This is a genomic window from Algoriphagus sp. A40 (genome assembly GCF_002002735.1).
Classification (GTDB): Bacteria; Bacteroidota; Bacteroidia; order Cytophagales; family Cyclobacteriaceae; genus Algoriphagus.
Window position 1 is genome coordinate 29,512 of record NZ_MUNY01000032.1, and the last position, 19,815, is coordinate 49,326.

Genomic DNA, 19,815 nt, shown 5'->3' on the forward strand with positions numbered 1-19,815 from the left:
AAAAGATAACCCTCCAAGAGTTTTGAACTCTTGGAGGGTTTTTCATAAAAACACCTCAACAAACCCAAACTTCTTCCCATCAAACAATCCCTTGTCACTCAGCTTCAGATCCGGGATTACCAGCAAAGCCATAAAGCTAAGGGTCATAAAAGGTGAGTTTAACGTGGCGCCCATCTCTTTGGCCATCCGGTCGATGCTCGTGTAAGCGGCCGCGACCTCGTAGCCATCGGATGCGGACATGATGCCGCCGACGGGGAGCGGAAGGATTTCTTCACGATCTCCGGAGACAGCCGATACGCCACCTTTGGCTTCGATGATCAGATTGACCGCTTTACAGATGGATTCATCGTCGATTCCCACTGCAATAATATTGTGGGAATCATGGCCGACGGAAGAGGCGATTGCTCCCGTTTTTAGGCCAAAGTTTTTGATAAATGCCACAGCAGGAGGGGTGTCCTGATAGCGGTTAACCACCGTGATTTTGAGAATGGCTTTTTCGGGATTGGATTCGGCAAAGCCATTTTTTACCAAAATTTCACCTTGGATTTCCGGTGTGATCAGCTGCCCATCGAGCGCTTCAATTACTCGAACTTTCGAGCCTTTTGATTTCAATTGGAAATCTTCCGGCTTTTTGAGGGATGTATGGAAATTGTTGATGACCTCATTTTTGACTCGATGGATTAGAGACTTTCCATTTTCGGCCACTTTTTGTCCACCAATGTATGTGGCTAATACGTCAAATTTTTCCAGGTCTTTGACCAAAATAAAATCCGCAGGATCGCCGACTCTCAGCTGCCCGACCGGAAGTGAATAATGGAAAATCGGATTAAGGCAAGACGCCCGAAGTACATCAAACAGGTCTTTCCCTTTGGCCACTGCACGGGCAGCAAGCTCATTAATATGACTTATGGCGAGATTGTCCGGGTGCTTGTCGTCCGAGCAGAACATAATCATCTCGGGATATTCGTCTATCAGATCGATCAGTGCTTCGAAGTTTTTGGCCGCGGAACCTTCGCGAATGGAGATCTTCATGCCAAGCTTGATCTTGCCGAGAGCTTCATCGTAAGTAAAGCATTCATGATCTGTGCTTGGGCCTGCGCTTACATACTTTTCTGCCAATTCTCCTTTTAGTCCGGGAGCATGGCCGTCTATTGGCTTGCCGTATTTCTTAGCGATTCGTATTTTTTCCATTACTATCGGATCTCGATTGACAGTACCCGGCCAGTTCATCATTTCGGCGAGGTAATGGATTTCTGGCCGGCTCATCAGGTTTTCGATGTCGGTGGCATCGATTTCTCCTCCGGCAGTCTCAAAAAGTGTCGCCGGTACGCAGGAAGGTGCACCAAAATAAAACTTGAACGGGACCTGCTTGCCATTTTCGATCATGTATTCCACTCCCGCCATGCCGCAGACATTGGCGATTTCATGTGGATCGGAAATGGTAGCTACAGTGCCATGGACAACTGCCAATCGTGCAAATTCCGACGGAACAAGCATTGAACTTTCCACATGAACATGCGCATCGATAAAGCCGGGCATCAAAAAAGGAAGTCCATCCAATTTCTGGATTTCTTGGATTTTAAGAATTTTCCCATTGGAGATTTCGAGTGATGCTGGATAAATTTTTCGGTTGGGAATGTCCACTAAGTTTCCTGAGATTTTCATAGTCGGCTGTTCAAAAATCAATGAATGTCAAGACGATTAACAATCCTGATATTCAGGTTTTGGGGGAAGGATTGGATTAAAACTACTATATTTGCCCAAAATTAAGCAGCAAACCAATCCGGGTTTTTTTAATGGGGAAAATCGTCGTTGCCATAGATGGTTACTCAGGTTGTGGGAAAAGTTCTACAGCCAAAGCAGTAGCCAAAGATTTAGGGTTTACCTACATCGATTCCGGAGCGATGTATCGTGCAGCCACCCTGCATTTTTTGAACAATTACCTGTCTCCCTCCAATCCCCACGATGTCGATAATGGGCTGAAATCTCTGGAGATTTCTTTTCACCTAAACCCTGAAACCAATAAGCAGGAAACCTACCTTAATGGTCTCAATGTGGAGGATGAAATCCGAACCATGCGGGTATCGGAGCGCGTTAGTGAAATAGCGACAATCAAGGAAATCAGAAAGGAACTTGTGGCTCAGCAAAAGCGCCTGGGCAAGAAAAAAGGTGTCGTCATGGACGGCAGGGATATCGGATCGGTTGTATTTCCCGACGCGGAACTTAAAGTGTTCATGACTGCGGATCTGGAAACAAGAGCAATCAGAAGGCAGCAGGAATTACTTGAAAAGGGTGATTTGGTTGAGCTGGAAGTGATCAAGGCCAATTTGGCTGAGCGGGATCGGATTGATTCATCAAGAGCTGAAAGTCCGCTGAAAAAAGTATCGGATGCTGTAGAAATAGACACAAGTAATCTCACATTTGAAGGACAGGTGGCAATGATCGTCCAACTGGCAAAAGAAGTGATCGAAAAAGAAAAAGCTTATGCAGGTAACCATAGATAAAAATTCAGGCTACTGTTTCGGAGTCGAGTTTGCCATTAAAATGGCCGAGGATGAAATGGAGAACAGCGAGCAGCTGTATTGTCTGGGCGACATCGTTCACAACGATATGGAGGTCAGCCGACTGAGAGCAAAGGGCCTGGTAGTAATCGATCGTGATCAGCTTCAGGAATTGACAAATTGCAAAGTGCTGATCCGAGCTCATGGAGAACCGCCCGAGACCTACAAAACGGCGATTGAAAACAACATCGAGCTCATTGATGCTTCCTGTCCGGTAGTATTGAAACTCCAGCATCGAGTGAAAAATGCCTTTGACAAAATGGAGCGAGAAAATGGGCAGATTGTCATTTACGGAAAAAAAGGCCACGCAGAAGTTATCGGTTTGACCGGGCAGACATTGGAAAAAGCAGTGGTAGTAATGGAAGACTCTGATCTGGAAAAGATCGATTACAATCGTCCGGTGACGCTTTTCAGCCAAACCACCAAAAGCACAAAAGGCTTTTACCAGCTTTCCCAAAAAATTGAAGACCGAATCAAAACGGCCAAAGGGGAGCTCAATGAGGTGGACTTCAATGCAAATGATTCAATTTGTAGACAAGTATCTAATAGAGAACCCCAATTGCAGAGATTTGCCCTTGATAATGATGTGATCCTTTTCGTTTCCGGAAAAAAGAGTTCCAACGGAAAGGCCCTGTATCAAGTCTGTCTGGGCGAAAATCCAAGAAGTTATTTCATCGAAAACGAAACCGAGTTGGATCCTGAGTGGTTTCAAACTGGGGATAAAGTTGGCATTTGTGGTGCTACTTCTACTCCTATGTGGCTCATGGAGCAAGTCAAGACCTTTGTGGAAGGGTTGGAAGAAAATCAACTACATGCCTGAAATCAAGTTCGAAATTCAACGCCTGTACTCGGTATTAAAAGTTCGAACAATTAATGTGATATAAGCTCCATTTCAAAAAGGTTTTTCTTTAGATTTGGGGCGTTTTTCAAAAGCTCATAGTTCAAAAACTGATATGTCTAAAATAGTGAAGCTTAAGAAAGGTTTTGACATCAAAATGGTAGGAAAGGCCTCGCAGGAGATCGCCAATTTTGCCCCGGCTCAGACTTTCGCCATTAAGCCAACAGACTTCGTAGGATTTCAGCGTCCGAAAGTCCTTGTCAATGAAGGAGATACCGTAAAAGCAGGTACTCCGATCCTGATCGACAAAGCCCTGGATCAGGTCATCTACGCAGCGCCTGTTTCAGGTGAGATCGTTGAGATCAAAAGAGGGGACAAGCGAAAGCTTCTCGAAATCAAAATCCTGGCTGACAAAACCATCACCCACCTCAACTTTGGAAAAATCGACTTAAACCAAGACAGAGATGCCTTGGCTGCAAAGTTGGCTTCCACCGGAGTTTGGCCAAACATCATCCAGAGGCCTTTCGGAATTGTGGCAAACCCTGCCGACACTCCTAAGGCTATTTTCGTTTCAGCCTTTGATACTCACCCTTTGGCTCCGGATTATGGATTCACCCTGCAAGGTGAGGAGAAGTATTTCCAAGCTGGTATTGATGCTCTGGCAAAACTTACCAAAGGAAAAGTTCACCTCAACGTCGACGCCTCCAAACCTGTCCCGGGAGTATTCTCAGGTGTGAAAAACGCTCAGATCAACCAGTTTTCAGGCCCTCACCCTGCCGGAAACGTTGGGGTTCAGATTCACCACATTGACGCAGTCAATAAAGGTGAAATAGCCTGGACAGTAAGCCCTGTTGGAGTAGTTCAAATTGGAAAAGCTGTTTTGGAAGGCATTTATGATGCTTCCAAAACAATTGCTGTAACCGGTTCCGAACTGACCAAAGCAGCTTATGTAAAAACTTTCGTAGGAGCAAATGTTTCCTCTTTTGTAAAAGGAAACCTCAATTCAGGACATGTGAGAGTAATTTCCGGTAACGTCCTGACTGGTGAAAAAATCAACCTTGAAGGTTTCCTTGGTTTTTATCACAACCAAATCACAGTAATCCCCGAAGGTGATTATTATGAGTTTCTTGGCTGGGCAAAACCTACAGCATCCAAACTCAGCTATCATCGCGCACTTGGCCTATTGTCTTTCCTGACTCCAAATAAAGAGTTTGTTCTTGACTCCAATTGCAGAGGCGAAGAACGTGCATTTGTACAGACTGGAGTATTTGAGTCTGTGACTCCAATGGATATCCTTCCGGTTTATTTATTGAAAGCCATCATGGCAGAAGATTTCGATGAAATGGAGGAATTGGGAATCTATGAGATCGTAGAAGAGGATTTGGCACTTTGCGAATTTGTGGACGTGTCCAAGCATCCTGTGCAGGAATTGGTAAGAAAAGGTATAGAATTAATCCAATACAGTTAATCCAAATGAAGTTTCTAAGAGATTTAATGGACAAGCAGCGCCCTCTTTTTGAAAAGGGAGGAAAGCTTGAGAAGTTTTATTATGCATTCGAGGCGGGAGAAACTTTCCTTTTCTCCCCAAATCATACTACAGGAATCAAAGGTGCCCAAGTAAAGGATGCCATTGACCTGAAGCGAATGATGATCACCGTGGTGATTGCCATGATTCCATGTTTGTTGTTCGGTATTTATAATACCGGTCACCAAAGCCTTTTGGCAACAGGTGAAACAGCTGGCTTGTGGGAAAATTTCGGTGACAAGGCAATACTTGGCCTTACGCTAGTTCTTCCTATAATCATCGTCGCCTATGCTGCCGGAGGTTTGGTGGAGGCGGTTTTCGCTGTGATTAGAAAGCACCCGATCAACGAAGGTTTCCTGGTGACAGGGATGTTGATTCCTTTGGTGATTCCTGCTTCTACGCCGTTATGGCAAGTCGCCTTGGCTACTATTTTCGCTGTGGTAATTGCAAAAGAAGTATTTGGAGGGACCGGAATGAACATTCTGAACGTGGCCATGACTGCAAGAGCATTCTTGTACTTTGCCTATCCGGCTCAGATTTCAGGTGATCAAGTTTGGACTTATTTGGGTGAAAAAACTGCTGTAGACGGATTTTCCGGTGCGACAGCACTTTCTGTTGTTTACGATGCAGGAGTTCAAAAAATAAATGCTGTGGAGGCATTAAACAACCATAACTCGGTTTTGGGAGATGGTTTATTCAGCTTCACAAACATGTTTATGGGCTGGATCCCTGGTTCAATCGGAGAAACTTCCACCTTGATGTGTCTGATTGGAGCTGCAATTCTTATAGGTACAGGAGTAGGAAGCTGGAAAATTATCGTTTCCGGATTTGCAGGCGCTTATGTTATGGGTTTGGTAATGAACCTTACGGCAGTCAATGAATACATGGCTTTGCCAGCTGAATACCATTGGGTAATGGGTGGTCTGGCTTTCGGTATTGTTTTTATGGCTACTGACCCTGTGTCTGCCGCTCAGACCGAAACAGGAAAGTGGATATATGGGTTTTTGATTGGCGTATTCACCATCATCATCCGGGTTACCAATCCAGCGTATCCTGAGGGAATTATGCTTGCCGTTCTGTTTATGAACGTCGTAGCACCATTGATCGATTATTATGTAGTAAAGGCAAATAAAACAAGGAGGCTACAACGTGCAACAGTCTAATACCTATATCATCGTATACTCTGCTGTTTTGACTATCATCCTGGGGCTTTTGCTCTCAGGTTCGGCTCAGGTATTGGGCCCATGGCAACAGGAAGCTATCGCTTTGGATAAGAAAAAGCAGATTATGGGAGCAGTAATCAGTGCTGAAGAAATCGCTGTAATGACTCCTGAACAGGTTAATCAGTTTTATTCAAATAATATAGCATCCACAGTAGTGGATATCAACGGTGAGGAAATTACCGAAGGTGGCGTCACCGCTGAAAAAGTTGAAGTTGCTAAGGATTACAAAAAGCCTGCAGATCAAAGAGCCTATCCGGTATATATCTTTCATGCAGAGGGTAATCCTAACGAAGTGAAATCCTATATTTTCCCACTTTATGGAGCAGGACTTTGGGATGCTATTTGGGGTTATATTGCATTGGATACAGATATGAACACTATTGGTGGGATTACCTTGGCACACGCTGCTGAAACTCCAGGATTGGGCGCAAGAATCACTGAAGGTGAAGTACAGGCAAGATATGTTGGCAAACAAATCTTTGATGAATCCGGCGAACTGGTTGCCGTTCAAATGATGAAAGGCGAAGGCAAAGACTACTCTTCTGACCTGCATAAAGTAGACGGGATGTCAGGCGCAACTATCACCGGTAATGGTGTGAATAATATGCTCAAGGCATATTTGAGCCACTATGAAGCCTACATCAAGGCGAAGTCGTCACAATCAGCTGTTGCTGGTCTTTAAATCATTTTCAACTCACCTAATTAAAATAAAATGAGTGCTGAAACATTAGAAAAGGTATTGGTTAAAAAGCCTGCGGAGCAGCTATTTTCCAAACGAAGAAAGAAATTAATCACTGATCCATTGGTGGATGAAAACCCGGTAACTGTTCAGGTCTTGGGGATTTGTTCTTCTTTGGCCGTGACCACGCAGATGCAGCCGACATTGGTTATGGCAATTTCTGTAATTTTCGTAGTTGCGTTGTCCAACTATGTCATCTCAATAATGAGAAATACAATCCCTTCCAGGATTCGAATTATCGTTCAATTGGCAGTAGTTGCGACATTGGTAACTATCGTAAGTGAAATCCTGAAAGCTTTTGCATACGATATGTACAAGGAATTGTCTGTATTCATCGGTTTGATTATTACAAACTGTATTGTAATGGGTCGGTTAGAGGCTTTTGCCATGGGGAATAAGCCCTATGATTCCTTGCTTGACGGATTTGGTTCTGCTTTGGGATATTCATGGATTATTTTGACGGTTGCCTTCTTCAGAGAGCTTTGGGGTTCAGGATCTGTATTCGGGATCCAAGTATTCGACTTCATTTCCGGTCTTATCGGTGATGACTTCACTTTGGCTACCAATGGCCTGATGGTTACACCTGTAGGGGCGTTTATCATTCTAGGTTTAATTGTTTGGGTACAACGTACCAAAACAGGTTATGTTGAACATTAATTAACTTCCTAAAAAATGGAATTATTTAGCTTAGGTATTCGGTCGATCTTTATCGACAATATGATTTTCGCTTACTTCCTGGGAATGTGCTCATTTCTGGCAGTTTCTAAGAAGGTAAGTACAGCAATGGGGCTCGGTGCTGCGGTAGTATTCGTTCTTGGGGTTACTGTTCCTTTGAATTGGATTCTAAATGAGTTTGTCCTGAAAGAAGGAGCACTAACTTGGATCTCAGCGGGATTGGCAACAATTGATTTGTCATTCCTGAGATTTATCATGTTCATCGCTATTATTGCAGGTTTTACCCAGTTGGTAGAGATGGTTGTCGAAAAGTTCGCTCCTGCCCTTTATGGACAGTTGGGGATCTTCCTTCCTTTGATTGCGGTAAACTGTGCGATCCTTGGGGGTTGTCTTTTCATGGCACAAAGAGATTATACGCTTGCTGAATCAGCCGTTTACGGATTTGGTTCTGGCTTTGGGTTTATGTTGGCAATCGTTCTTTTGGCAGCTATCCGCGAGAGATTGAAATATTCTCACGTACCGAATGGTTTGAAAGGATTGGGTATTACCATGCTTTTGACAGGATTGATGGGAATTGCCTTCATGTCTTTCATGGGAATCGACTTGTAATAGAAAATTCCTTTAAGAAAGAAGCTCTGAAGTACTACTTTGGAGCTTTTTTCTTTTTAGCGGTAGAAGCCTTTCACCCCAGAGTTTTTATCTTAAAGTCTCGTAAACCTCGAACCCAAAAACTATGAAAAAATTATTTGCATTACTTGTCCTTTGCTCCATCTCCCTTGCCGCTTTTCCCCAAAAAGGAGAATGGGTAGAACTTTTCAATGGGAAAAATCTGGATGGATGGAAACTAACAACTGATAGCCCTTCTTCCTTTACCGTTGAAGATGGTGTGATCAAAGTGGCTGGCCCCCGCGCCCACGCATTTTATGATGGGCCGGTAGGCAACCATGATTTCAAAAATTTCGAAATGAAAGTGGAGGTAAAGACCATGCCAAAGGCCAATTCAGGCATCTTCATCCATACAAAATATCAGGAAACCGGCTGGCCTGGGATTGGATACGAAATCCAGGTAAACCAAAGCCACGGTGATTGGAGAAAGACAGGAAGTGTATATTCCTTTCAAGATGTGAAAGAGGTATTTGTGAAAGACGGCGAATGGTATACAGAGGAAGTCATTGTGAAAGATGGCAAGATCACTGTCAAAGTAAACGGAAAAACGATCAATGAATACACAGAAGCTGAGGATACAAAAAGAGCAGGAAACCTGGGTGATAAAAAACTCAGCTCCGGTACTGTTGCCTTGCAAGCCCACGATCCCGCGAGTGTGATCTACTATCGAAGTGTTAAGGTGAAGCTATTGGATTAAAATTCCTTGTTTTAGATTAGAATGCCTGATCTTTTCGATTAGGCATTTTTTTTGACCAATTGAATCAAACCACCTGACATGAAATTTACCTATAACCGAGTTCTTTCCTACTTTTTTAGAGGACTTCTCGTTCTCACACCCTTGGCTGTCACATCTTATGTCATTTATGCCATTTTCATTTTTTTGGATGGGCTGATTCCTGTTCCTTTTCCTGGAATCGGAATTTTGATGGTTCTTGGCCTGATCACTTTTGTCGGCTACCTGGCAAGTCTATTCTTTACCAAGCCGCTCTTTGAATGGTTTGAAAGAGGAGTTTTCAAGATCCCCCTAGTCAACTTGCTTTATACCAGTATCAAAGATTTGATGGGTGCATTTGTGGGAGATAAGAAAAAATTCAGTTCTCCTGTCATTGTCCAAATCAGTGACACGATGGCAAGACTCGGATTTCTTACCCAGGAGGATTTGAGTGTCATTGAGGAACCGGAGTTTGTTGCGGTATATTTTCCCCACAGTTACAATGTTTCCGGTAATGTTTTCCTCGTAAAAAGGGATCGTGTCAAGCCGCTGAAAGGCGTGAAAAGTTCGGACGTGATGAAGTTCATGGTTTCCGGCGGAGTGTCACCTTTGGAGCATTAAATCACTTCCACCATAAATTCTCCTTTGGCCTTAAACCGGCCTATTTCCCAAATAGGTTGATTTTCGAGTTTCATTGTCTCTTCAAACCAAGCTTTGTTTTCCTCAGCTACGGCGATTAATAAACCACCGCTAGTTTGTGGGTCGCAAAGCTTCACCAGATCCATCCCCACCACACCTTTGATTTTGGTGTTGTAGGCGTTCCAGTTTCGATAGGTGTTGTCTGGAAAAATGAACTGATTGATGTATTCTTGGATGCCTTCGATCAGAGGAAGGTTCCCGATTTCTATTTCCGCAGATAGTCCAGCTCCCTCGGCCATCTCGATCAAATGCCCCAAAAGTCCAAATCCTGTTACATCTGTCATGGCATGGACTTCTTCGTGATTACCCAAGATCGTTCCTACGGAATTCAATTTACAGGCTGTGTCAAGTAGATTGAGGTAATCCTGATCTTTGATTTTTTGCCTTTTCAGCGCAGTTGCCAAAACTCCGATTCCAAGAGGCTTGGTTAGAAAAAGTAAATCTCCAGGCTTTCCTCCTTTATTGGTTTTGATTTTTCTTGGGTGGATGATTCCATTTACAGAAAGCCCGAAAATCGGATCTTTTGCTGCAATGGAGTGCCCGCCTGCCAGCTCGATCCCGGCGAGTTTACAGATGCTTTTGGCACCTTCCAGCACTTTTGCCGCCAATTCCGGAGCGATTTTTTCTACCGGCCAGCTCAAAATAGCATTCGCGAAAACCGGTTTTCCACCCATTGCATAAACATCCGAAATGGCATTGGCAGCTGCAATTCTTCCAAAATCATAAGGGTCATCTACTATTGGAGTAAAAAAATCCACCGTATTGATCACCGCCAAATCATCCGAAACCTGATATACTGCAGCGTCGTCTTTGTGGGAATTTCCCACCAAAAGATTCGGGTCATTTTGGGAAAAGGAACCACTTGAACTCAGGATTTGATCCAGGATGGCTGGGGCGATTTTGCAGCCGCAGCCTGATCCTTCACTCCATTCAGTGAGTCTGGTAGGTTGATTTTCCATGGTATTGGGATTTCGATTTAAGTAAAAGGTCTACTTGCTCTTCAAGTGTTTTGCCACCTAGGTCCAGAATTTTAGTCTTGCCCTCTTCATGTCTGGAAAGGTCAAACTCGTAGGTTTTGTCGTAATAGATCATCAGGTTGGAAATCCAGGAATGATAGTCTTTGGCCAGAATGGCCTCGATCGCCAGCTGGGTTCTGAGTCCTCCAAGCCGCTTTTGCAGTCGCTTAACTGCTAAAATTAACGCTTCCTCAGGGAGGATTCCGTACTCTTCGGCAATATGTGTGATCCGTTCTTCTGGTGATTTTTGGATATCAAAGAGCAGGCATTTTGTCATTTGTTCATAAAAACCATCCGGAAGAATAATCCTCCCGATTTTACGGCTTTCGTTTTCCACCCACAGGGGAAGTTGGGAATCCATCAGCCTGAGTTGCTCCGCCATTAGATTTTCAAACTGCTCCACAGTAGGCTGAGGAGGAAGACCAATAGATCCAAAGGAAGATCCCCGGTGATTGGCAAGCCCTTCGAGATCGAATACTTGCTCGCCTTTCTCCTGAAGTTTTTTTAGCAAAACGGTTTTTCCAACCCCGGTTTTTCCTCCCAAAACGATAAGGGTTCGGTCTTTTCTGACTTCAGCAAAAGTAAAAGTCCGGTAAGTTTTATATCCTCCCTTTAGCCTGTAAACTTCAAATCCAACCATGCTAAGCAGCCAAGACAATATTTGACTTCTCATTCCTCCCCGCCAGCAATAAACAATGATTTTTTTCTCCGGAAATTGAGTTCGGGCCTTTTTGAGGATTTCATGAAACCTCGGGCCGACGAGTTCAAATCCTTTGATGGTGGCTTCTTCGGAGCCCTTTTCCTTGTATAGTGTGCCGACTACTTTGCGTTCCTCATTGTTCAGAATCGGAAGATTATATGCGCTTGGAATATGGCTTTGGGCAAACTCACCCTCACTTCGCGCATCGAGCATGGGGATTTGCCCGCGAAGCTTCCACAACTCTTCTAATGAGATCAGTTTTTCGGCCATTTGGGCATGAAGATAAAAAAAGCCGCAAAGATTTCTTTACGGCTTTCTGATCTAAGTGTAATTAAGAATTAAAGTTGTGCGTCCAGCTTTTGAGCCAAAACAGCTTTAGGAACTGCTCCGATTTGCTTGTCAACGATCTGTCCGCCTTTGAAGAAAAGCAGGGTAGGTATTGAGCGGATTCCGAAAGCTTGCGCTACGGATGGATTAGAATCCACATCCACTTTACCGATTACTGCTTTGCCTTCATATTCTGATGCCAGTTGCTCCACTACGGGACCGATCATTTTACATGGTCCACACCATTCTGCCCAGAAGTCAACCAAAACCGGCTGATCTCCAGAGATGATATCCTCAAAGTTAGCATCAGTGATTTCTATTGCTTTTCCCATTTTATTCTTTGATTAATTGATTTCTAATTTTCAAATATATCAGCAAAAGTGGATTAGCAGGCAATAAGTTCCGGGGCCTTGGAAATATTTGTCTATGAGCGATTGAAGAAATCAAAAACCTTCTTTGGATCAATAATATTCAAAGGTTTTTCGCTCTGTTGGAACTGTTCCTAGGTACAGGTAATTGGTAATTTCTTCTATCAGATTTCCATTTTCATCATACCCATACTCAAAAGCAGGTCTAAATTCAGGTCCCAGAAGCTGCAGGGATTTAGCAATAAGGAAGTTGCGACCATCATAATCATAGCGGTACCGATAAAATGGCTCTGTCATTCCACTTTGACGGTAATGTTCTTCCATGATTTGGGTTGATTGTCCTGTTTCATAATAATATTCATGAAGATCAAAAAGAGTTTCTGTTCCTCTTCGATAGGAAATTTTTCTTCCATGTTGATCAAATTTGTAATGTGCGTATTGGGAATAATTGCCGTCTCTTCCCTGCATGACGTTGATCGTTTGATCATTATTTTCATAGAATCTTTTGAAATAATGAACAAAGACAAATCCCTCAGGTCCGGGGATATAGACAACTGTCTGATCTAGTTTTCCATCTGCCAGATATTCATTTAAATAAACTCCGGCGGTATCCTGATCCGGAATTGTAACTCGCAAGAGTTCCCGTCCTTGAGTATCGTAATAAAAATCAGTACGATATTGAAGAGTCTCGGGACCATAATAAAATGACTCACTTTTTAATTTGCCATCAGGAGTATCTAAAGGGCCGCTTAGTACATTTCTAAGGAGAATTAGCTGTTCATCTGTAGGTTCTTGAACAGATGGATCCTCCAGATCAGAGCATCCGGCCAAAAAACTGAAACAGATCAAAATAAAAATTCTGAATAACTTCATAATTAAGCGTTTGACTATTAACGGTTAATTAAGGTAGTTATTTTACAAAAACAAAAAGGGAAACAAAATTGCTTCCCTTTCTTAGTTTTCAAACTACTTTGTAAATCACTTCAGGGATTTTCTTGAGTTCTTTGATCATTTCGGCACTCGGATCGATGGTGAATTTCTTGGAAAAAAGCTCCAGAGCGATGTTTTCCTTTCTGTCGATGATATCAATGTAAAGTTTCGCGTCCCCTTTGTATTTGGCAGTGATGGCTTCGAGCTTTTCCATCAAATCCAGAGTCAAATTGTCCAGATCAATGTTCACACGAAGTCCTTTGATCATTTTTCCCCGCACTTCGCTAAGCAGCATCATGCTGATGATTTTGAATTCCACTTCATTTTCATTCCCCCATTTTCTGGCTTCCACTTTTCCGGTCAAAAACACAAACCAGCCTGTCATAAAGTACTCTTTGAAGCGTACATAGTCATCTCCAAATAAAAAGAATGTGAACGAGCCATGGTAATCCTCTAGAGTCAAAGTGCCAAATGGCTTCCCTGTTTTGGTGGTGCGATGTGCAAAACTTGATACCGAGCCTGCTAGTTTCAATTCGTTTTTGCCTCTGAGACTTTCGAGGTCTGCCAAAGCAGTCAGAGGCGTATTGGTAAATGAGTCGATTTCGAGTTTGTATTGGTCCAAAGGGTGGCCGGAGATAAAGAGGCCGACCACTTCTTTTTCGATATTCAGCTGCTGAATCTGGGAGAAAGGCTCCATCGGTGGTACCGTCGGAGTCGGGATTTCCATATTTCCGATTCCACCTCCAAAAAGACTTACTTGGGCACTGTCTTCCTCCTGTTGCACTTTTTGGGCGTATTTCGTGGCTTTTTCGATTAGCGAAATGTCATTTTCAGGAGCTTCCAGGTACTGCCTTCTGTGATGTTCTTTGAAGCAATCAAAGGCTCCTGCCATGGCCAGTGCTTCCATGGTTTTTTTGTTGAGAGCTCGGGAATTGACTCTCTTTGCAAAGTCGAAGATGTTCTTGTAAGGGCCTTTTTTCTCCCGCTCTTTGATAATCTCGTCCACAGCAGCAGATCCTGCACCTTTGATAGCAGCCAATCCAAAGCGGATTTCTCCAGCTTGATTTACCGTAAATCCGCCCTTGGATTCGTTCACATCCGGCCCCGCGACTTTGATTCCCATCCGCTTGCATTCTTCCATGAAAAAGGTCACTTGCGTGATGTCATTCATGTTGTTGCTCAGCACCGAAGCCATGTATTCTGCCGGATAGTGGGCTTTGAGGTAGGCTGTCTGGTAGGCAATCCAGGCGTAGCAGGTCGAGTGGGATTTGTTGAAAGCGTAGGAGGCAAATGCCTCCCAGTCTTTCCAGATCTTTTCCAGTTTTTTTGCATCATGGCCTTTGGCAGAAGCCTGCTCTACGAACTTTGGCTTCATTTTGTCCAAAACATCTTTCTGCTTTTTACCCATCGCCTTTCTCAAAACGTCGGCCTCCCCCTTGGTAAATCCCGCCAGTTTTTGGGACAAAAGCATCACCTGTTCCTGGTAAACCGTGATTCCGTAGGTTTCTTCCAGGTACTCCTTCATATCTTCCAGATCGTAGGTGATTGGCTCGGTTCCGTGTTTTCTTCGCACGAAAGATGGGATATATTCCAAAGGCCCTGGGCGATAGAGGGCGTTCATGGCGATCAAATCGGCAAAAACTGTCGGTTTCAATTCACGCATGTATTTCTGCATCCCGGCAGATTCATATTGGAAGATTCCGACCGTCTCACCTCTCTGGAAAAGCTCGTAAGTCTTGACATCATCGATGGGAAACACATCGGCATCCAGCTGGATACCGTGTCTTTCCTTCACGATTTTGATGGCATCTTTGATTAACGTAAGGGTTTTAAGGCCCAAAAAGTCCATCTTGAGCAATCCGGCGGCTTCCACAACTGAGTTGTCAAACTGAGTACAAACCATGTCTGAGTCCTTGGCCAGAGCCACCGGGACAAAGTTGGTGATGTCGCTCGGAGTGATGATCACCCCACAGGCGTGGATACCAAGATTCCGCACCGAACCCTCCAGCATGGCGGCTTGATTGATGGTTTTGGCGGACTCATCCTGGCCTTTGGAGATCCGAATCAATTCATCCGCTTTGGCAATCATTTCACCTTGGCCATTCAGTTTTTCGGAAATTGCAGCGCGATTTCCTTGCAAAGCAAAAAGTGCTTTCAGTTTAATATCCGGTACCAGATTGGCTAATCTGCCTGCTTCTGCCAAGGGAAGATTCAATACTCTTGCAGTGTCCCGGATGGCGGACTTGGCCGCCATCGTACCGTAGGTGATAATTTGAGCGACTTGATTGGATCCATATTTTTTGATCACATAATCGATCACTGACTGACGGCCTTCATCGTCAAAGTCAATGTCAATATCGGGCATGGATACCCGGTCAGGATTTAGGAATCTCTCAAATAGCAGGTTGTACTCAATCGGATCAATGTTAGTGATGCCGGTGCAATAGGCTACTGCAGATCCTGCGGCAGATCCACGGCCAGGCCCCACAGAAACCCCCATTTTTCGGGCTTCTACGATGAAGTCCTGTACGATCAGGAAGTAACCCGGGTAGCCGGTTTTTTCTACGGTCGCAAGCTCAAAGTCCAGGCGTTCCTGTATCTCTGGTGTAATTTCCTTGTAGCGTTTTTTGGCACCTTCATAGGTCAGGTGGCGTAAGTAAGCATTTTCTCCGCGCTTGCCTCCGTCAACGGTATCTTCTGGATGGATGAATTCGGCTGGAATGTCAAATTTGGGCAGCAAAACTTCCCGAGCCAGCTTGTAAGCCTCGATTTTGTCTACAATCTCTTGGGTACAAATGATCGCTTCGGGAAGATCGGCGAAGAGTTTTTTCATTTCCTCGGGGGATTTGAGATAAAACTCATCGTTTGGAAAGCCGTATCGGAATTCCCTGCCGCGCTTCCCGATGTATTTTTTGGGTTTTTCAACCAGTTCGCCGTCTTTCACGCAGAGCAAAATATCATGCGCTTTGGCATCGGCTTTATCATTGTAGTAGGTGTTGTTGGCAGCGAAATACTTCACATCGTATTTCAGGGCAAAATCCAACAATACTTCATTGACTTTTTCCTCTTCTGGAATTCCGTGGCGATTGAGTTCTACATAAAAGTCCTCACCGAATTGCTCTTTCCACCAGACAAAAGCCTCTTCGGCCTGAGTTTCTCCCACGTTCAGGATCAGAAATGGGATTTCGCCCCAAAGCCCACCAGTGGTAGCAATCAGATCGCCTTTGTATTGGACCAAGAGTTCTTTGTCTATTCTCGGCACATAGTAAAAACCCTCAATATTGGCGTAGGAGGCCAGTTTTGCCAGATTGTGGTAGCCGGCTTTGTTTTTTGCGAGTAAGACTGTTTGATAGCCGTCGTCCTTGTTGGATTTGTTTTTCCGGTCTCTGTTGAGGTTAAATTCGCATCCCAAAATCGGCTTAAGGTCTTTTCCCATAGCTTCTTTTACAAAGTGAAAAGCCCCCATCATGTTCCCGTGATCGGTCATGGCGATGGCAGTCATCCCAAGCTCTTTTGCCCTGGCCAACATCGCCGGAATATCAGAGGTTGCCTGCAAAACCGAATACTGGCTGTGGACATGCAAATGGGTAAACGAGACATTGGCAAGATCTGTAATGTCCGCCTTACCGGCTTGCTTCAGGATGTCCTTTGCGGCAGATTTATTCTCATCTTTTGCTTGTGCAAAATTGGCTTCGGCAAGCTTAGGAGCTTGGTAGATTACTTCTTCAAGCGTGATTCCTGCTTCTGGTTTTTGAATTCCCTGAGTGATCAATCCAAAGAAACAGCGCGCGGTTGCATCCACATCATAGGCTGCATCGTGTGCATCTCCGAATCCTTTGTCAAAAAGCTTTTGATGTAATTCGGTCAGCGTCGGCCATTTGTATTTTCCGCCTTTTCCCCCGGGAAGTGCACAAAATTCTGTGGAAATGTCCTTGGTGTCCAGTTCTTTCTTTTCGCCCAAAGGCATGACCAATGCAGCCCTCAGGTATTCCGACCCCACGACATTGATATCAAAACCGATGTTGTGGCCGACCAGGTATTTTGCCTGGATGACGTCTTCACGAAAGACCTGAAGTATTTCTTTCAGGTCATGGCCTTCTGCTAAAGCCCGCTTGGTAGAGATTCCGTGGACTTTTTCGGCATTGTAGGGGATGGTAAAACCCTCCGGCCGTATGATGTAATTGTGATTGGAAAGGAGCTTTCCTTTGGCATCGTGAAGCTGCCAGGCAAGCTGAACGAGACGCGGCCAATTGTCCACATCGGACATGGGTGCATTGTAGTCCCGGGGCAAGCCGGTGGTCTCGGTATCAAAAATGATGTACATACTTCTAGGGGAAATGAGGCTTCAAATTAGGGCTTATCCGTGAAAGCCGCCAAGGTAATGGAGGTAATTGTCGGAGAATTTGCAGTTCGTTTTTGGGAAGTTTCGCTAATCACTTAAGCCAGTGAATGGAACTTAAAATTTTGGAAAATCCCGCCACGAAATCACTTGACCATGAGACCGTTTTTGATTGAGGTCGCCGGCATAGATCAAGCCTTTAGCAGTCAGCTGAATGTCCGAGATTTGCTCAAATTTCGCCAAACCCTTGAAGTTCTCTGTAAGGATTGTTTCGCTGGCTTTGATTTCGAAGACGTCCAAGGTCAATCCCTGATCCAACAGTAAATCCACTTCATCACCGTGATTGTCTCTCCAAAACCAAGGACTTTGATTTTGGTAGGTATGATGCATTTGCTTGTGAAATTCGGCTACTACCATGTTTTCAAACAAAGCTCCTTTGACCGGATGGGTCAGCAGAGTTTCCCGGTTTTTGATTTTTAGCAGAAAAGCCAAGAGTCCGGTATCGTAGAAATAGAGCTTGGGAGTTTTGACCACCCGCTTGCTGAAGTTTTTATGATAGGGATAAAGTTGGAAGGTAATGTAGCTGGATTCCAAAGCGGAAAGCCAGGATTTGGCCGTAGGCTGGCTGATTCCCGCTTCATTGGCCAAAGCACTCAGATTCAAAAGCTGACCTGCACGGGCCGCACAGAGATTCAGAAAGTTTTGAAACTGCCTCAAATCCTTCACAGTCATGAGTTCGGTGACATCCCGATTCACATAGGTCTGGACATAGTTGGAATAGAATACTCCCGGAGAGATCTTTCGGTCATAGAGTGCGGGGTAGAATCCGTGAAGCAATTGCTCAAAAGGGTCTTGAGCAAGCAAATTCGCATCCTTCAGCTCCTGAATGTCCAATGGGAACAACTTGAAAAGGGCTACTCTTCCGGCCAGACTTTGTGTGATTCGCTCCATGAGATGAAAATTTTGGGAGCCGGAAAGGATAAACCCACCCATCCGGTCAGGTCGGCTGTCCACCAAGGTTTGTAAGTAGGAAAATAGTGCCGGAGCCTGTTGGACTTCATCAAAGATCATTTGGTCATTGTATTCCGCCAAAAATCCATTTGGGTCTTTCTGAGCAAAATCACGGGCATCGGGATTCTCCAGACTGACGTAGCGGTAGTCTGGAAAAAGTGTCTTCGACAAAGTCGTCTTACCAGACTGTCTTGGTCCGGTCAGTGCCAGAATCGGGTATTTGCTTTGGTATTCCCGTATAGCCTTGTAAATGTGTCTATTGATTACATTCATCTGCCACAAAGGAACGATCTATTTTGAAATTGTACAAGCTTTATTTTGAAATTGTACAGACTTTATTTTGAAATTGTACAAGCTATATTTTGGAATTGTACAGACTTTACTTTGAAATTGTACGGTATTTATTTTGGGATTGTACAAGTTATTTTCCTGTATTCGATGGTTACGAGGAGATAGCTTTTTTTCAATCTAGAAATCTAGGTAAGTAAAGCGGGATTTACTTTCCCGAACGAATTCTAAATCATCTGAAAAGACCAGATGGTTTTCATGGGGTATTACCTGATTTTGAGTTTAATTCTTGCCACTTATTTCCAAAAGGATTTCTCCTTTTGGATGGGTGAATGTCTAAGGCAATCTTCTAATTTTTCAATCTTTTAATTTTAAGGAGATGGTATATTTTCTGGCAATTTTCCAACCTTCTAATTTTCGACCTTTGTACTCTCTGCAACCTTCTCAATATCTTAATCCCCACATCCAAGCTCGCTTGCTTTCGATGGAGGTCTTGATAAACTCCCTGACCAAGTCCTGATATTCAGTGCCCGATACTTCCCTTCCTTTCATTTTTTTTGGCAGAGCGATGATTTCTTCCGGTTCGCCAAATGTGATTTTCTCGGCTTCGACGATCAGCATTCCGTCGTTGATGTCATAGGCTAAAATCAAACCCGGTAGGCCGAATTGCTCTTCGGGGCCGACGGAAACGGGTATATCTGAGGCAAACCAAGCCGTGATCTTTTGGCCTCTGATACTGTCTTCACTCACGGCTTTCATACACATGTGCCCGAGAATGTCCCGTATTTCGTTCATTACCCTCCATTTTGGAGCGTTTAGGCTATCACGGACTATGTAAGTTTTGCCCATTTGATCCATGTACTTCAGATAGGTTTGATCTTTGAGATTGTTTTCAATGAAGTAGTCTGCCACTTGATAGGAGTAGCTACGTACTTCATAGGGTTCGCCGAAAGTGTAGAAACTTTTTTCTGGCCAAAACTGGAGTTTCATCCGGGTACTGTAGCCTTCAGGACTACCCCAAGTAAGTAGAATTCTGTCCTTTTCCTGCTCGGTAAGGTGGGGCAGGCTTGAATAGATTTTGTCATAGAAAATTTTGTAACGGTATTCTACCTCACCCACGATATTTTGGGCTCTAAGTCCTGTGCTTATCAGGATCAGTACAATGGTTTTTAGGAATTTTGATTTCATTGTGATTAAG

The 19,815-nt window shown here is 44.1% G+C and carries 17 protein-coding genes; 9 read left to right on the top strand and 8 right to left on the bottom strand.

The features are described from left to right. Positions 1 to 42 precede the first annotated feature (42 nt). The gene (gene ade, locus B0E43_RS01195; protein ID WP_077346238.1) at positions 43 to 1,665 is read right to left on the bottom strand and encodes an adenine deaminase; all 1,623 of its coding nucleotides are present in this window, start codon (positions 1,663 to 1,665) and stop codon (positions 43 to 45) included. A gap of 131 nt (positions 1,666 to 1,796) precedes the next feature. On the opposite strand from ade, the gene cmk reads away from it, so the two are divergent. The 9 genes from cmk to B0E43_RS01240 all read left to right on the top strand — a co-directional run bounded on the left by cmk (position 1,797) and on the right by B0E43_RS01240 (position 9,560). Then, a complete protein-coding gene (cmk, locus tag B0E43_RS01200; RefSeq protein ID WP_077346239.1) occupies positions 1,797 to 2,504 on the top strand; it encodes a (d)CMP kinase in 708 nt (235 codons plus the stop codon). After that, complete coding sequence (locus B0E43_RS01205) at positions 2,485 to 3,381, top strand: 4-hydroxy-3-methylbut-2-enyl diphosphate reductase (protein WP_077346240.1); 897 nt, start codon at positions 2,485 to 2,487, stop codon at positions 3,379 to 3,381. Before cmk ends, B0E43_RS01205 begins: the two co-directional genes overlap by 20 nt. A 133-nt stretch (positions 3,382 to 3,514) precedes the next feature. Beyond that, positions 3,515 to 4,867 (top strand): Na(+)-translocating NADH-quinone reductase subunit A, encoded by a 1,353-nt coding sequence (locus tag B0E43_RS01210; protein WP_077346241.1) that lies wholly within the window; start codon positions 3,515 to 3,517, stop codon positions 4,865 to 4,867. Between the two features lie 5 nt (positions 4,868 to 4,872). Beyond that, a complete protein-coding gene (locus B0E43_RS01215) occupies positions 4,873 to 6,087 on the top strand; it encodes an NADH:ubiquinone reductase (Na(+)-transporting) subunit B (protein ID WP_077346242.1) in 1,215 nt (404 codons plus the stop codon). After that, on the top strand, positions 6,074 to 6,829 hold the full coding sequence (gene nqrC / locus B0E43_RS01220; RefSeq protein WP_077346243.1) for an NADH:ubiquinone reductase (Na(+)-transporting) subunit C: 756 nt from the start codon (positions 6,074 to 6,076) through the stop codon (positions 6,827 to 6,829). Before B0E43_RS01215 ends, nqrC begins: the two co-directional genes overlap by 14 nt. Positions 6,830 to 6,859: 30 nt before the next feature. Then, positions 6,860 to 7,543 (top strand): NADH:ubiquinone reductase (Na(+)-transporting) subunit D, encoded by a 684-nt coding sequence (locus tag B0E43_RS01225; protein WP_077346244.1) that lies wholly within the window; start codon positions 6,860 to 6,862, stop codon positions 7,541 to 7,543. Positions 7,544 to 7,558: 15 nt separating this feature from the next. Further along, entirely contained in the window at positions 7,559 to 8,170 is a 612-nt protein-coding gene (nqrE, locus tag B0E43_RS01230; RefSeq protein ID WP_077346245.1) for an NADH:ubiquinone reductase (Na(+)-transporting) subunit E, read from the top strand. Positions 8,171 to 8,294: 124 nt separating this feature from the next. Next, positions 8,295 to 8,924 carry a DUF1080 domain-containing protein gene (locus B0E43_RS01235; RefSeq protein WP_077346246.1) on the top strand — a complete coding sequence of 210 codons (630 nt, stop codon included), beginning with the start codon at positions 8,295 to 8,297 and terminating at the stop codon, positions 8,922 to 8,924. Positions 8,925 to 9,002: 78 nt separating this feature from the next. Further along, positions 9,003 to 9,560, top strand: a complete 558-nt coding sequence (locus B0E43_RS01240; protein ID WP_077346247.1) for a DUF502 domain-containing protein — start codon at positions 9,003 to 9,005, stop codon at positions 9,558 to 9,560. Here B0E43_RS01240 and selD read toward each other — a convergent pair. The 7 genes from selD to B0E43_RS01275 form a co-directional block, all read right to left on the bottom strand. Beyond that, positions 9,557 to 10,597: a selenide, water dikinase SelD gene (gene selD / locus B0E43_RS01245; protein WP_077346248.1), complete on the bottom strand. Its 1,041-nt coding sequence runs from the start codon at positions 10,595 to 10,597 to the stop codon at positions 9,557 to 9,559. The two genes, B0E43_RS01240 and selD, sit on opposite strands and share 4 nt — an antisense overlap. Continuing rightward, positions 10,569 to 11,624, bottom strand: a complete 1,056-nt coding sequence (gene mnmH / locus B0E43_RS01250; protein WP_077346249.1) for a tRNA 2-selenouridine(34) synthase MnmH — start codon at positions 11,622 to 11,624, stop codon at positions 10,569 to 10,571. Before mnmH ends, selD begins: the two co-directional genes overlap by 29 nt. A 68-nt stretch (positions 11,625 to 11,692) precedes the next feature. Then, positions 11,693 to 12,013, bottom strand: a complete 321-nt coding sequence (gene trxA, locus B0E43_RS01255) for a thioredoxin (protein WP_077346250.1) — start codon at positions 12,011 to 12,013, stop codon at positions 11,693 to 11,695. Between the two features lie 129 nt (positions 12,014 to 12,142). Then, positions 12,143 to 12,922, bottom strand: coding sequence for a hypothetical protein (locus B0E43_RS01260; protein ID WP_077346251.1), 780 nt, complete (start codon positions 12,920 to 12,922; stop codon positions 12,143 to 12,145). An 88-nt stretch (positions 12,923 to 13,010) separates the two neighbouring features. Beyond that, on the bottom strand, positions 13,011 to 17,303 hold the full coding sequence (dnaE, locus tag B0E43_RS01265) for a DNA polymerase III subunit alpha (RefSeq protein ID WP_077346252.1): 4,293 nt from the start codon (positions 17,301 to 17,303) through the stop codon (positions 13,011 to 13,013). A gap of 132 nt (positions 17,304 to 17,435) precedes the next feature. Then, the gene (locus B0E43_RS01270; RefSeq protein WP_077346253.1) at positions 17,436 to 18,602 is read right to left on the bottom strand and encodes an ATP-binding protein; all 1,167 of its coding nucleotides are present in this window, start codon (positions 18,600 to 18,602) and stop codon (positions 17,436 to 17,438) included. 459 nt (positions 18,603 to 19,061) lie between these two features. Continuing rightward, on the bottom strand, positions 19,062 to 19,805 hold the full coding sequence (locus B0E43_RS01275) for a GLPGLI family protein (RefSeq protein WP_077346254.1): 744 nt from the start codon (positions 19,803 to 19,805) through the stop codon (positions 19,062 to 19,064). Between the last annotated feature and the right edge of the window lie 10 nt (positions 19,806 to 19,815).

What these genes read in the sequence shown, in the direction of transcription:
- ade (WP_077346238.1), bottom strand. Translation starts at nt 1,665, where the DNA reads ATGAAAATCTCAGGAAACTTAGTGGACATTCCCAACCGAAAAATTTAT.
- cmk (WP_077346239.1), top strand. Translation starts at nt 1,797, where the DNA reads ATGGGGAAAATCGTCGTTGCCATAGATGGTTACTCAGGTTGTGGGAAA.
- B0E43_RS01205 (WP_077346240.1), top strand. Translation starts at nt 2,485, where the DNA reads ATGCAGGTAACCATAGATAAAAATTCAGGCTACTGTTTCGGAGTCGAG.
- B0E43_RS01210 (WP_077346241.1), top strand. Translation starts at nt 3,515, where the DNA reads ATGTCTAAAATAGTGAAGCTTAAGAAAGGTTTTGACATCAAAATGGTA.
- B0E43_RS01215 (WP_077346242.1), top strand. Translation starts at nt 4,873, where the DNA reads ATGAAGTTTCTAAGAGATTTAATGGACAAGCAGCGCCCTCTTTTTGAA.
- B0E43_RS01225 (WP_077346244.1), top strand. Translation starts at nt 6,860, where the DNA reads ATGAGTGCTGAAACATTAGAAAAGGTATTGGTTAAAAAGCCTGCGGAG.
- nqrE (WP_077346245.1), top strand. Translation starts at nt 7,559, where the DNA reads ATGGAATTATTTAGCTTAGGTATTCGGTCGATCTTTATCGACAATATG.
- B0E43_RS01235 (WP_077346246.1), top strand. Translation starts at nt 8,295, where the DNA reads ATGAAAAAATTATTTGCATTACTTGTCCTTTGCTCCATCTCCCTTGCC.
- B0E43_RS01240 (WP_077346247.1), top strand. Translation starts at nt 9,003, where the DNA reads ATGAAATTTACCTATAACCGAGTTCTTTCCTACTTTTTTAGAGGACTT.
- selD (WP_077346248.1), bottom strand. Translation starts at nt 10,597, where the DNA reads ATGGAAAATCAACCTACCAGACTCACTGAATGGAGTGAAGGATCAGGC.
- mnmH (WP_077346249.1), bottom strand. Translation starts at nt 11,624, where the DNA reads ATGGCCGAAAAACTGATCTCATTAGAAGAGTTGTGGAAGCTTCGCGGG.
- trxA (WP_077346250.1), bottom strand. Translation starts at nt 12,013, where the DNA reads ATGGGAAAAGCAATAGAAATCACTGATGCTAACTTTGAGGATATCATC.
- B0E43_RS01260 (WP_077346251.1), bottom strand. Translation starts at nt 12,922, where the DNA reads ATGAAGTTATTCAGAATTTTTATTTTGATCTGTTTCAGTTTTTTGGCC.
- dnaE (WP_077346252.1), bottom strand. Translation starts at nt 17,303, where the DNA reads ATGTACATCATTTTTGATACCGAGACCACCGGCTTGCCCCGGGACTAC.
- B0E43_RS01270 (WP_077346253.1), bottom strand. Translation starts at nt 18,602, where the DNA reads ATGAATGTAATCAATAGACACATTTACAAGGCTATACGGGAATACCAA.
- B0E43_RS01275 (WP_077346254.1), bottom strand. Translation starts at nt 19,805, where the DNA reads ATGAAATCAAAATTCCTAAAAACCATTGTACTGATCCTGATAAGCACA.